The following is a 12,248-nucleotide window of genomic DNA, read 5'->3' as shown; positions in this document are numbered from 1 at the left end:
GCCCGAGGCCACGTCCACTACCGAGATTCCGTCATGACTTCACCCGTGCGAACCGGCCAGGCGCAGATCATGGGCCGCCAGGAGTTCGGCGAACGCTTCCGGCAACGCTTCGTCGACCCCGCCTTTGATGCGGAGCGCGACGCGCTTGCAAGGCTGGAGCAGATCGCCTGGCAAGCTTTCGACGAAGGCCGCAAGGCGCCGATCACGGTGAAGGCCGGTGCGGGCTTTGCCGATCCCGACTACGACCTGTCGCGCGAATGGCGGGACCTGCACCTGCGGCTGAACGCCGCGCAGGCGCAATGGGCTGACCGCACCACGCCGTCGCGCGTCCTCGTCATCAACGCCTCGCCGCGCAACGACGGTAGCTGCCCCGGCGAGATGTCCAAGACGTGGCGGCTGACGCAGATCGCCCGCACGGTCTGCGAGGCCGAAGGCATGAAGGTGGAAGTGCTGGATCTGAGCCGGCTGACATCGGACTACGCCCGCCACATCCACCCCTGCAAGGGCTGCGTGTCCACTGCCATGCCGCTGTGCCACTGGCCGTGCAGCTGCTATCCCAACCACGCCAACGGCCAGACCAATGACTGGATGGCCGAGATCTACGAGCATTGGGTACAGGCCCATGGCGTGCTGCTGCTGACGCCGGTGCACTGGTACCAGGCCACCAGCCCGCTGAAGCTGATGATGGACCGCCTCGTTTGCGCCGACGGCGGCAACCCTGATCCGACGTCGACCCAGGGAAAGAAACCCGAACTCGCCCGCGAGATCGAGCTCAAGGGCTGGGACTACCCGCAACACCTGGCGGGCCGCGTCTACGGCGTGGTCGTGCACGGTGACGTGGCCGGCATCGAGGGCACGCGCCGCGCGCTGTCGGACTGGCTGGACTGGATGGGCCTCATCGACGCCGGCTTCGGCGCCCGGCTGGACCGCTACATCGGCTACTACGAACCCTATGCGACCAGTCACGAGGCGCTGGACAAGGACACCGATGTGCAGGAAGAGGTGAAGCGCGCCGCCCGTGCGGTGGCCATCGGCGTGGGCCTGATGCGCGACGGCCGGCTTAGGCAGGGCGATAAGGGGCTGCCCGAGCCGCGCAAGAAGTAGGCTGGCACACTGCTCCCCATCCCACGGACAGGAGCGCCCTCATGAAAGCCGCCAGCATCCTCGACACCATCGGCGACACGCCGCACATCCGCCTGCAGCGCCTGTTCAGCGGCGCCGAGGTCTGGGTCAAGTCCGAGCGCAGCAACCCGGGCGGCTCCATCAAGGACCGCATCGCGCTGTCGATGATCGAGGAGGCCGAGGCGCAGGGCCTGCTCAAGCCCGGCGGCACCATCATCGAGCCGACCTCGGGCAACACCGGCGTCGGCCTGGCCATGGTGGCGGCAGTGAAGGGTTACAAGCTCATCCTCGTCATGCCCGACAGCATGAGCATCGAGCGGCGCCGGTTGATGCTGGCCTACGGCGCGAGCTTTGACCTGACGCCGCGCGAGAAGGGCATGAAGGGCGCCATCGCCCGCGCCCGCGAGTTGCTGGAGCAGCACCCGGGCTCCTGGATGCCGCAGCAGTTCGAGAACGCCGCCAACCCGGCCATTCACGTCAAGGCGACGGCCCAGGAAATCCTGCGTGACTTCCCCGACGGCCTGGACGCGCTGATCACCGGCGTCGGTACCGGCGGCCACATCACCGGCTGCGCCCAGGTGCTGAAAAGCGCCTGGCCGCAGCTCAAGGTCTATGCGGTGGAGCCCAGCGCCTCGCCGGTCATCAGCGGCGGCCAGCCCAGCCCGCATCCCATCCAGGGCATCGGCGCGGGCTTTATCCCGGCGGTGCTGGACACGGCGCTGCTGGACGGCGTCATCCAGGTCGAGGCCGAGGCCGCACGCGAATACGCCCGCCGCTGCGCCCGGGAGGAAGGCCTGCTGGTCGGCATCTCCAGCGGCGCCACGCTGGCCGCCATCGCGCAGAAGCTGCCCGAGCTGCCCGCGAATGCGCGGGTGCTGGGCTTCAACTACGACACGGGCGAACGCTACCTGTCGGTCGACGGCTTCCTGCCGGCAGGTTGATCACTCGCCCGCGCCGACTTCGTCGTCCACGGCGCCCTCGTTGTCCTTGCGCGCCTGCCTGGCCAGTTCGGCCTTCAGCGGCTTCAACGATTCGATGAGCGTTTCAGGCGGCTGCGGCGAAACGAGGCGCAGCGCCGGCGGCGGCAAACTGGCCAGGTAGGGCGGGCCGAAGACGTATTGCTGTTCCTGGCGGCTGCCCACCTGCAGGCCCAGGAACAGCAGCAGCAGGGCCGCGATGCCGCCGTTCAGGATGCGCCGCGCGCCCGGCCAGACCAGGCCGGCATGCCAGGCAACCAACGCCGCAGCAGCCACCGGCGTGGCCAGCGACTCCACCACCATCAGCCGCGGCCACGAGAAGGCATAGGCCACCGCCGGCAGCAGCCACTCCAGCACCTGCAGCGTGACGATGACGACCAGGGCACGGCGCAGATGCGTCGTGAACGGGAAGCGATGGTGAAAGAGCTGGCTGGCCAGCGACCACAGCCCGGCCCAGCCGAGCACAAAGGCCAGTGGCCCGAGCAAGGGCGAGGCGTAGTCGATCCAGCGCGCGTCGGGGTCGACGGCGCTCCAGCGGTCCAGCCATTGGAAGAACACCAGGGACAGCAGCAGCAGCGGCAGCAGGGCCCAGTGGCGCACCGGGTGGATCACCATCAACTGTTCGGGCGCCAGCGCGTCGGCGCTGGTGCGCAAGCGCAGCGAGCAGCTTGCGAGCTGGAAGGCACCTCCCTCGGGCAGGGCCGCCTCCTCGCCGGCAGCCAGGCGCTTGCCAGCGACGCTGCCGCCATTGCGGCTGTCCAGCAGCCTGAGCCTGACGCCCCCGCCGAGAGCGAGCTGCAGCTCGGCATGCTCGGCGGCGAGGTGGCCGTCGTCCAGCACGATGTCGCAGGCCGGCGAGCGGCCAATGCGCACCGGCCAGTGTGTCACGCGCTGCACGAGGGCGGCACGGCCATCGCGGCCCAGCAGCTCGACGACGGCAGCAGCAGGCGTGGCGGGCGCCACCACGGGGGCAGCCGGCGTCACTTGGTCTTGCTGCTCTTGGTCCACGCGAAGCCCTCCAGGTAATGCGCCGCCAGCTTGAGCGCGTTGTCGAAGCTGACACCACGGGCGTCGAAGCGGCCCAGGGCGCCTTCGGTGGGCGAGTCCACCGTCGTCACCAGCACGCTGAGGTCATGCAGGCCGTCCAGCTTGCGGTAGGCGCGCAGGCAAACGACGGCGCGCAGCGGTAGCCCATCACGATCGACGAACTGCTCCTTGCAGTACGGCGCGGTGCGCGACTTGTCAGCGCTCCCCAGGCGCTCGTTGCGAAAGCTCCCCGTGTACTGGCGCGCAAAGCGCAGCGCCCCGAGCTTGCTGCCGTCATAGGCCTCATGGGACATGTCCAGCCAGCCCGTCTGCAGGTTGCCGCTGACGAACAGGGCATGGTCCATGCGGCACTGCGATCGCTCGAAGTCCAGGCCCTTGGTGTCGGCCGAGGTGCCGCGCCCCCAGCAACGCATGAAGTCCTGCTTGGGCACGGGCAGGCGGTAGCGATCGTGATTGGCGCTTTCCCAGGGGGCGGCCAGGAAGCGGGTGACGAGCTCGTCCTGGTAGCGTGTCAGCTGGTCGCGCAGCCGGCTCCAGGCCGCCGTGCGGATGGGCTTGGCGGCGAGGCTGCGCTTGACGAGGCTCTCGGCAAACTCGCCCGGCACCAGGAAGCTGACCTGCTGGGCGAACAGCAGCGTCGACACGTTGACGCCGACGACGAGGCCGTCCTCGTCCAGCACCGGGCCGCCGCTCATGCCGGGATTGATGCCGCCGGCGTAATAGATCAACGGGTCGAAGCTGCGCTCCACCAGGCCGTTGTAGTTGCCCTCGACGACGGCAAACGCCACGTCGTGCGGGTTGCCCATGGAATAGATGCGCTCGCCCTTGGCCAGCGGCTGGTTCTGCGGCCGGAAGGCCAGCGCGCCGCGGCCCTTGAGCCCCCCGCCCTTGCCGTCATCGACGGCGCGCAGCAGGGCCAGGTCACGGCGGGCGTCGAAGTCCAGCAGCTCCAGCGCCCCGCCCTGGCCGTCGGTCGTTGCGTAACGCAGCCGGTAGCTGTCGGGCTCCAACGCGAACTGGCTGATGACGTGGTAGTTGGTGACGACATGGCCGTCGTCGCTGACGAGAAAGCCCGAACCCACCGAGGCCTGACTGTCCTGGGTCTTGAGCAGCGTGCGGATCTGCAGCAGCTGGCCCTTGCTGCGCTCGTACAAGCGCCGGGCGCTGGCCGACACGGTCGGCGGCTGCGGGGGCTGCGCCTGTGGCTGCTGCGGGTTGGGCGCGATGGCGGGCGCGGGCGGCGGCGATTGCGCAGCAGCGGCAAGGGCCAGGCCGGCGAACGCCGCACCCAGCAAGGACTTCAGACAGGACTTCAGCAAGCAAGACCTCCGGTGGAGGCCGCCGATGCTAGCTGCTTTGCGCCGCGGAGCCGTTCGTCAGCGCGTGGCGCCCTTGAAGCATTCGGGATCATCCGTGGCCGAAGCGAACCTGGTTGGGCTGTTTGGCCGGCTGCAACTGGAAGGCCTGGGGGTGCTTGCGGAAGAGCTTGGTCGACGCTGCCGTCTTGGGCAGCAGGCCAGCCTCCTTCAGCGCCTTGGCGGCGGCGCCAAGGTCATGCCATTGGCCGTCGGCCAGCTTGGGCAGCACGGCCAGGATGGCGTTGATCTCCCTGGCCGCGGCGACATTGGCGTCCACGGGGGCGGCTGGCGCCGGCGCCGTCTTGGTGCTCGGCTTCGGTGCCGCTTTCGGTGCCGGCTCGGCGGCCGCATTGGCGGCGGGCACGGGAACGGGAACGGGAGCAGGCTTGGCCACGGGGGGCGGCACCGTCCTGGCCGGCGCAGCGGCCTTCTTCGCAGCAGGCCGGCGCGCTGCCGTCTTTCGGGCGGGTTCGCGCCTGGCAGTGGTCTTGCCGCTGTCATGGGCCAGCTCGTTGAACTGGTCGTAGATGGCGATGACGCCGTCGCCCGTCTTGCCGTACTGGCCAAAGCCGCGCAGCCAGGCGCCCTTCTCGCGCAGGCGCAGCACCAGCGGCGCGAAGTCGCTGTCGGACGAGACCAGCACGATGACGTCGGGCTTCTCGGTGATGGCCAGGTCCATCGCGTCGACGGCCATGGCGATGTCGGTCGAGTTCTTGCCGATGGCCAGATTGACGATGGCGCGCAGGCCCAGGCGCTTCAGGAAAGCCTGGTGGGTCTGCGCCTGCTCGGCGTTGCAGTAGGCGCGGCGGATGTGGACGGCTTCATAGTCCTTGAAGGCCATCTGCAGGGCCTGCTCGATGACGTCGGTGGCGACGTTGTCGAAGTCGACGAGAAAAGCAACTTTCTTCATGCGATGAGTTTCCAGTTCAGGGTTTCGCCGCCGCGCAGGGGCTTCAACTGCGCTTCACCGAAGGGCACGGCGCTGGGCAGGGTCCAGGGCTCGCGCTTCAGAGTGACGGTGCCGGTGTTGCGCGGCAGGCCGTAGAAGTCGGGGCCGTGGTGGCCGGCGAAGGCGTCGAGCTTGTCCAGCGCGCCTATGCCCTCGAAGGCTTCGGCATACAGCTCCAGCGCCGAGATGGCCGTGAAGCAGCCCGCACCGCAGACCGAGCTCTCCTTCAGCTGGGCGGCATGCGGGGCGCTGTCGGTGCCGAGGAAGAATTTGGGCAGGCCGGAGGCCGCGGCCTTCAACAGCGCCTGGCGATGCTCCTCGCGCTTGAGCACCGGCAGGCAGTAGTAGTGCGGGCGCAGGCCGCCGGTGAAGATGGCGTTGCGGTTGTAGAGCAGATGCTGGGGCGTGATGGTCGCAGCCGTGAAGCGGTCGGACGCGGTCACGTACTCGGCGGCTTCCTTGGTCGTGATGTGCTCGAACACCACCTTGAGCTCCGGCATGGCGGCACGCAGCGGCGTCATGACGCGGTCGACGAAGACGGCCTCGCGGTCGAAGACGTCGATGTCGGCGTCGGTCACCTCGCCGTGCACCAGGAACAGCAGGCCCTCGCGCTGCATGGCTTCCAGCGTCTGGTAGGTCTTGCTGAGGTCGGTCACGCCGGCATCACTGTTGGTGGTGGCGCCGGCCGGGTAGAGCTTGAGCGCGACGACGCCGGCATCCTTGGCGCGCTTGATCTCGTCCGGCGGCGTGTTGTCCGTCAGGTACATCGTCATCAGCGGCTGGAAGTCCAGGCCCTCAGGCAACGCGGCCAGGATGCGCTCTCGATAGGCCACCGCCTGGGCGGCCGTCGTGACCGGCGGGCGCAGATTCGGCATGACGATGGCGCGGGCGAACTGGCGCGCCGTGTAGGGCAGCACGCTGGCGAGCGCCGCGTCGTCGCGCAGATGCAAGTGCCAGTCGTCAGGCCGGGTGATAGTGAGCTGTATGGGAGCTTGGGTCATAAAACCGGATTGTCGCCGCCGCACCCCGCCCGGTGCAGGCACACTGCGCATCTCATTGAAAGGAGCTTGCACCCCCTCATGAACACCGCAAAACGCCTGGCCGGCACCGTGGTCCTGTTGGCGCTGTTCGGCGGCGCCCTGTTTTTTGCATTGCGCGCCAATGACGAAACCAGGCAGATCGCCCAGGAGCAGGCGGCCGTCGCGAGCGCTGAGCCGCTCAAGGGGCTGATCGCCGTCGACGTGGAGGCGTTCTTCAAAGACGAGAGGGTGAGCAAGCTGCTGGCTGGCGCCAAGCTGCCGGTGCAGGTGGCCCGCGTGGGCAGCCGCGACATGGCGGCGAAGATCGGCGCGGCCGACCAACCCGACTTCTTCATCGCCAGCGGCGTGGTCGCCGCCAACATGATTGCCGACGCCGCCCGCAAGGCCGGCAAGACGGCGACCCAGACCTCGCCCTTTCACACGCCGCTGGTCGTCGCCTCCTGGGAGCCGGTCGCCAAGATCCTGGCCGCCAACGGCATGGCCAAGGCACAGGCGCCCAAGGTCTACAGCCTGGACATGGAAAAGCTCACCCAGGCCATGCTGGCCAAGCAGCGCTGGCGCGACCTGAAGGCCAGTGGCGACTACGCGGTGTCGCGCAGCGTGCTGGTGAGCACCACCGACATCCGCCGCAGCAACTCCGCGGCCATGTACCTGGCCCTGACCTCGGCGGCGCTCAACGGCGACGTGGTGGCCGACCGCACGGCGGCGCAGAAGTACGCGACGCAGCTGACCGAGCTGTTCAAGCGCCAGGGCTTCCAGGAGAACTACGTCAACGGTGCCTTCGACGACTACCTGTCCATCGGCATGGGCAAAACGCCGATGACCTTCATCTACGAGGCGCAGATGGTGGCCCAGGCGCAAAAGGGCGGCGTGCGGCCCGAGATGGTGCTGATGTACCCGCAGCCGACCATCGTCAACAAATGGGTGCTGGTGGCGCTGAACGAGCGCGGCAAGCAGCTGGCCGAACTGCTGGCGACGAACAAAACGCTGCAGGCAGTCGCACTCGAGCAGGGCTTTCGCACCGGCGACACGGCTGCCTTTGCCGAGGCCGCCAAGACGGCCGGCCTGGCGGTGGACGTCAAGCTCAACCAGGTCATCGACCCGCCAGGGTTCGATTTGATGTTTGAAATGATCGACATCGTCAGCCGGGAGATGAACCAGTGACCAGGATCGCGCGCCGTGCCCTTTTGCTGTTGAGCTTCACGCTGCTGGCCGCCTGCGGCAAGAAAGCCGAGGAACCCGCCACGCCCGTGGCGCCGCCACCGGCCGCCACCAGTGCCACGCTGCAGGTGCTGGCCACCAGCGACCTCAAGGACATCGAGCCGCTGGCCGCTCAGATCAAGGCCGCCACCGGCATCGACGTGCAGTTTCGCTTCGGCGGCACGATGGAGAGCACGCAGGAGGTGCTCAGCGGTGACAGCGCCGGCAAGCCCAAGCCCGACGTGGCCTGGTTCGCCAACGCCAAATACCTGCTCAGCGACGCGGCCGGCCAGGGCAAGGTCAAGCTGCAGGAAAAGATCATGCTGTCGCCCATGGCGGTAGGCGTCAGCAAGAGCGATGCGGCCAAGAACGGCTGGGACAAGCCCGACGCCAAGCTGACCTGGGCCGACATCACCCGTGCCGCCAAGCAAGGCAAGCTGCAGTACGCGCTGTCCAACCCGGCCACCAGCAACCAGGGCTTCATGGCCCTGCTGGGCGTCGTCGCGGCTGCCGGCGGCAAAGGCGAGGCGCTTTCCGCCGCCGACGTGGACCGCGGCGCGATTGCCGACTTCCTGAAGGGCTACAAGATCGTGGGCGACAACTCCACGTATCTCGCCGAGCAGTTCATCAAGCAGCAGGGCACGCGCGCCAACGCCTTCATCAACTACGAGAGCTGGCTGCTGACGCTGAACGCCAGCGGCAAGCTGCGCGAACCGCTGCACCTGATCTACCCCTTCGAGGGCGTGACCACGGCCGACTATCCGCTGATGCTGCTCAACGAGGCCCGTCGCGCCGACTACCTCAAGGTCGTCGAGTACCTGAAGGGCGACGCGGCACAGCTGTGGCTGGCCCGGCAGACCCTGCGCCGGCCGATGCGCGCCGAGGTGGCCGCGCAGGTGGCCGACATCCTGCCGGCGCGCGGCTTCCAGGTCGAGCTGCCTTTCTCGCCGGACCGCCAGCTGGCCGATGGCCTCATCGACGCCTACCTGAACGAGTTCCGCAAGCCCATCGCCAGCACCTTCGTGCTCGACACCAGCGGCAGCATGCAGGGCAAGCGGCGCGAGCAGCTTGTCGAAGCCATCCACTACCTGGCCGGCGCCGACGCCTCGCTGACCGGCCGCGTGGCCAAGCTGACCAACCGCGAGCGGCTGTGGTTCCTGCCCTTCAGCGACAAGCCTCGCGAGCCCGTGCCCTTCCAGATCCCGGCCGGCAGCAAGGTGGCCAAGGGCGTGCAGCCGCAAACCGACACCGAGGCCAAGCTGGCCGAGCTGCGGCGCGTGCGCGACGCCGCCGACGGCCTGCAGATGGCCGGTGGCACCGCCCTGTACGACGCGGTGCTGGCCGGCCTGGAGCAGATGCTGGAGGAGCGCAAGCGCAACCCCGACTACCAGTACTCGGTCGTCGCCTTCACCGACGGCAAGAGCAACATGGGCCGGCGCCTGGACGACTTCCGGCGCGCCTATGAGCAGCTGCCCGAGGACGTGCGCGGCATCCCGGTCTTCATGGTGCTGTTCGGCGAGGCCGATGCGGGCGACCTGAAGGCGCTGGTGGAGATCACCGGCGGCCGCGTCTTCGATGCGCGCAAGACGCCGCTGTATGCGGTGTTCAAGGACATCCGGGCTTACCAATGAGCCACGCACGGCCGTTCCGAAGTGGCGAGCGCCCCCTCGGGGGGCAGGCGCGCAGCGCCGTGGGGGTCAACCAATGAGCGGGTTGTTGAGATGGCTGAACGCGCCAGCGAATTGGTGCGGTCTGCTGGCGGCGACCGCCGTGCTGGTGCTCAAGGGCCTGGGCTTTCTCGGTGGCTGGGGCTTGGGTGTGGCGGCCCTGGGCTACGTCGTCGGCCTGGTCGGCGGCGCACTCTGGTGGGGCTGGCCCAGCACGCGCGAGGACGAGTGGGAGGCGCTGAACTTCGAGGACGAGGGCGATGCCCGCGAGGCCATGGGCCGGGCGCTCGCCGGCGTGCGTGGCCTGACCGAGCACAACCCGGGCGGCCGAATCCCCAGCGCCCTGGCCCAGCGCATCAAGCAGCTCTGCCAGCGCCTGGAAGCCCTGCTCGACCAGTGGGAGCGCAGCAAGGGCCACCTGAGCCTGCAGGAGACCTTCCACGCCCGCCACATCGCCATCAGCTACCTGCCGCAGGCGCTCAACACCTACCTCAGCATCCCGCCTCAGTTCGCCACCACCAAGCTGCTGGCCAACGGCAAGACGGCCCAGACCACCTTCGAGGGCGTGCTTGCCGAGCTGGAGACCAAGGTCGAGCAGCTCGGCGACGATCTCGCCTCGCAGGACGCCCAGGCCTTCCTGCGCCACAGTGAATTCCTGAACCAGAAGTTCGGCAACAAGGACATCGCATGAACACCACGACGACCACCGCGACCGCTGCCCCCACCTTCACGCTGACCCCGCCCGAGGTCATCACGCCGGTGCAACCGGCCGCCGCCGTCGAGGCCGTGCCGCTGAAGGCCGAGGTCAGCAGCCAGGTGGACGCGCAGGTACAGCGCTTCATCGAGGCGCTCGAAAAGGAAGACCTGCACAGCGAACCCTTCAAGGCCAAGCTGGACAGCGCCTTCCAGCTCGGCCGCCAGGAGATCAGCCTGGCCGCCGGCCTGATGCAGGGCAGCCTGATGCAGCGCAACTTCGTCGGCGCGACGGACACGCCGGCCTACAAGGCCATCGCGGCCATCCGCGGCCAGCTCGACGAGCTCAACCCCGGCAAGGACGGCGACCTGCTGCAGCCGCGCAAGCTGCTCGGGATCATTCCCTTCGGCAACAAGCTGGAGGCCTATTTCCGCCGCTTCCAGTCCGCCAGCTCGCAGCTGCAGACGGCCATGACCCAGCTCTACGCGGCCAAGGACGACATCCAGAAGGACGTCATCGACGTCGAGGCCACGCGCAGCAAGCTCTGGGAGGCGATGCAGAAGCTCGCCGCCGCCGCGCGCTTTGCTCGTGTGCTGGACGAGCGCCTGGCCACGCGCGTGCAGGAGCTGCAACCGACCGACCCGATGAAGGCCAAGGCGCTGGAGCAGGAGGTGCTGTTCTATGCCCGTCAGAACCTGGCCGACATCCAGACCCAGCAGGCCGTCTGCGTGAACGGCTACCTGGCGCTGGACGTGCTGAAAAAGACCGGGCGCGAAATGATGATCGGCTGCGACCGCGTGGCCACCACCGGCATGAGCGCCCTGGCCGTTGCCCAGACCGTGGCGCGCGCCACCGGCAACCAGATCGAGGTCATGCAGATGCTGCAGGGCGTCAACAAGACCATCGGCGACCTGATCCAGCAGACCGGCACGGCGCTGAACCAGCATGTCGACGCGACGGCCGAGTTCTCGTCCAACCCCATGCTGGGCATCCAGCAGATCCAGTCGATGTTCGACCAGACCTTCCAGGCCATGGACGCGATGGACAACTTCCGCAGCAAGGCCATCGAGACGATGGGCACCAACAACAAGCTCATCCAGGAGCAGTTGCAGCGGTCGGAAGGCTATCTGGACCGCGTGCGCCAGCAGCAGGCGAAGGCGGCGGTGGCCGGCACGGCCATTGACGGCCCGGTCAAGCTGTAGGGGTCAGGTTCTCGGGGTCGAGCCGGTCGGCCAGCCGCTCCGCCAGCCAGTCCATGAACACGCGCACCCGGCGCGGCGTGTGGCGGCGCTGGCTCATCACCAGCCGTACCGGCAGCGGCGCGGCATCGAAACCCTCCAGCACCTGCACCAGCAGGCCGTCGGCCAACAGGTGGCGCACGCCCTGAAGAGGGAACTGCGCAATGCCCGCGCCGGCCACCGCGGCCGCCTGGTAGGCGTCGGTGTTGTTGACGGTGACACGGGACGGCAGGGTCAGCGTGCGCTCCTGCCCGCTGGCGTCCACCCAGTCGAATCGCGGGCGGCGGTCGGCCCAGCTCTGGCTGTAGTGCACCAGATGGTGGCCCTGCGTGACCAGGTCGTCCGGCGTGGCCGGCGTGCGGTGCGCGGCGAGGTAGCCGGGGCTGGCCACGTTGACCATGCGCATCTGCCCGAGCGGCCGCGCCACCAGCAGTGGGTCGTGAACGGCGCCCACGCGCAGCACGCAGTCGAAGCCCTCTTCCACCAGGTCGACGCGGCGGTCGGTGCAGCTCAGCTCCACGGTCACGCCAGGGTGGGCGGCCAGGAATTCCGGCAGGGCCGGCAGCACGGCGTCCAGCGCCAGGCGCACCGGCATGTCCACGCGCAGCCGGCCGCAGAGCTGCTGGTCCTGCTGGAACAGCGCCTCGATCTCGCCGGCATCCGCCATCAGCGCGCGGGCCCGCTCCGCAAGCAGCTCGCCGTCCGAGGTCAGGCTGACCCGCCGCGTCGTGCGCTGAAAGAGCCGTGTGCCGAGCTGCGCCTCCAGGTCGCGCACCACCTGGCTGACCCGGCCCTTGGGCAGGCCCAGTTCGTCGGCGGCCCGGCTGAAGTGGGCCAGTTCGGCCACCTGCAGGAAGACACGCAGCGCCGCCAGGTCAAGATTGGAAGGCATTCAGAGCACAGTCATTTCAGTTGCGGCGACTTTATCCATTCTGGGGTGAACAATAAATTTCAGC

The 12,248-nt window shown here is 68.5% G+C and carries 11 protein-coding genes; 6 read left to right on the top strand and 5 right to left on the bottom strand.

Annotated features, from left to right (window positions below):
- Nucleotides 1-33 precede the first annotated feature (33 nt).
- Together ASC95_RS05890 and cysK are read left to right on the top strand one after the other, a co-directional pair.
- Complete coding sequence (locus ASC95_RS05890; protein ID WP_057296784.1) at nt 34-1,104, top strand: flavodoxin family protein; 1,071 nt, start codon at nt 34-36, stop codon at nt 1,102-1,104.
- Nucleotides 1,105-1,145: 41 nt separating this feature from the next.
- Nucleotides 1,146-2,063 carry a cysteine synthase A gene (gene cysK, locus ASC95_RS05885; protein WP_057296783.1) on the top strand — a complete coding sequence of 306 codons (918 nt, stop codon included), beginning with the start codon at nt 1,146-1,148 and terminating at the stop codon, nt 2,061-2,063.
- Here cysK and ASC95_RS05880 read toward each other — a convergent pair whose 3' ends face one another.
- The 4 genes from ASC95_RS05880 to pyrC form a co-directional block, all read right to left on the bottom strand.
- Nucleotides 2,064-3,083: an FHA domain-containing protein gene (locus ASC95_RS05880; RefSeq protein WP_057296782.1), complete on the bottom strand. Its 1,020-nt coding sequence runs from the start codon at nt 3,081-3,083 to the stop codon at nt 2,064-2,066.
- Nucleotides 3,080-4,465 carry a serine protease gene (locus tag ASC95_RS05875; protein ID WP_235537701.1) on the bottom strand — a complete coding sequence of 462 codons (1,386 nt, stop codon included), beginning with the start codon at nt 4,463-4,465 and terminating at the stop codon, nt 3,080-3,082. Before ASC95_RS05875 ends, ASC95_RS05880 begins: the two co-directional genes overlap by 4 nt.
- A gap of 88 nt (nt 4,466-4,553) precedes the next feature.
- Nucleotides 4,554-5,414: an NYN domain-containing protein gene (locus ASC95_RS05870; RefSeq protein WP_057296781.1), complete on the bottom strand. Its 861-nt coding sequence runs from the start codon at nt 5,412-5,414 to the stop codon at nt 4,554-4,556.
- Nucleotides 5,411-6,454 (bottom strand): dihydroorotase, encoded by a 1,044-nt coding sequence (gene pyrC / locus ASC95_RS05865; RefSeq protein ID WP_057296780.1) that lies wholly within the window; start codon nt 6,452-6,454, stop codon nt 5,411-5,413. The genes ASC95_RS05870 and pyrC overlap by 4 nt, the downstream gene beginning before the upstream one ends.
- 78 nt (nt 6,455-6,532) lie before the next feature.
- Here pyrC and ASC95_RS05860 point away from each other — a divergent pair, with 78 nt between their 5' ends.
- The 4 genes from ASC95_RS05860 to ASC95_RS05845 all read left to right on the top strand — a co-directional run bounded on the left by ASC95_RS05860 (nt 6,533) and on the right by ASC95_RS05845 (nt 11,256).
- Nucleotides 6,533-7,657, top strand: a complete 1,125-nt coding sequence (locus ASC95_RS05860; RefSeq protein ID WP_057296779.1) for a hypothetical protein — start codon at nt 6,533-6,535, stop codon at nt 7,655-7,657.
- The gene (locus tag ASC95_RS05855) at nt 7,654-9,324 is read left to right on the top strand and encodes a VWA domain-containing protein (protein ID WP_057296778.1); all 1,671 of its coding nucleotides are present in this window, start codon (nt 7,654-7,656) and stop codon (nt 9,322-9,324) included. The genes ASC95_RS05860 and ASC95_RS05855 overlap by 4 nt, the downstream gene beginning before the upstream one ends.
- Nucleotides 9,325-9,409: 85 nt before the next feature.
- Nucleotides 9,410-10,051, top strand: coding sequence for a hypothetical protein (locus ASC95_RS05850; RefSeq protein WP_057296777.1), 642 nt, complete (start codon nt 9,410-9,412; stop codon nt 10,049-10,051).
- Entirely contained in the window at nt 10,048-11,256 is a 1,209-nt protein-coding gene (locus ASC95_RS05845; RefSeq protein WP_235537700.1) for a toxic anion resistance protein, read from the top strand. Before ASC95_RS05850 ends, ASC95_RS05845 begins: the two co-directional genes overlap by 4 nt.
- Here ASC95_RS05845 and ASC95_RS05840 read toward each other — a convergent pair.
- A complete protein-coding gene (locus tag ASC95_RS05840; RefSeq protein ID WP_057296776.1) occupies nt 11,246-12,184 on the bottom strand; it encodes a LysR family transcriptional regulator in 939 nt (312 codons plus the stop codon). The genes ASC95_RS05845 and ASC95_RS05840 overlap by 11 nt on opposite strands.
- Nucleotides 12,185-12,248 lie beyond the last annotated feature (64 nt).

The sequence above is a fragment of the Pelomonas sp. Root1217 genome (assembly GCF_001425705.1).
GTDB lineage: Bacteria > Pseudomonadota > Gammaproteobacteria > Burkholderiales > Burkholderiaceae_C > Pelomonas.
This window is presented reverse-complemented; position numbering and strand designations above follow the sequence as displayed.

Bases quoted from the DNA above. Each gene is read 5' to 3' on its own strand.
- ASC95_RS05890 (WP_057296784.1), top strand. From the start codon at position 34: ATGACTTCACCCGTGCGAACCGGCCAGGCGCAGATCATGGGCCGCCAG.
- cysK (WP_057296783.1), top strand. From the start codon at position 1,146: ATGAAAGCCGCCAGCATCCTCGACACCATCGGCGACACGCCGCACATC.
- ASC95_RS05870 (WP_057296781.1), bottom strand. From the start codon at position 5,414: ATGAAGAAAGTTGCTTTTCTCGTCGACTTCGACAACGTCGCCACCGAC.
- pyrC (WP_057296780.1), bottom strand. From the start codon at position 6,454: ATGACCCAAGCTCCCATACAGCTCACTATCACCCGGCCTGACGACTGG.
- ASC95_RS05860 (WP_057296779.1), top strand. From the start codon at position 6,533: ATGAACACCGCAAAACGCCTGGCCGGCACCGTGGTCCTGTTGGCGCTG.
- ASC95_RS05845 (WP_235537700.1), top strand. From the start codon at position 10,048: ATGAACACCACGACGACCACCGCGACCGCTGCCCCCACCTTCACGCTG.
- ASC95_RS05840 (WP_057296776.1), bottom strand. From the start codon at position 12,184: ATGCCTTCCAATCTTGACCTGGCGGCGCTGCGTGTCTTCCTGCAGGTG.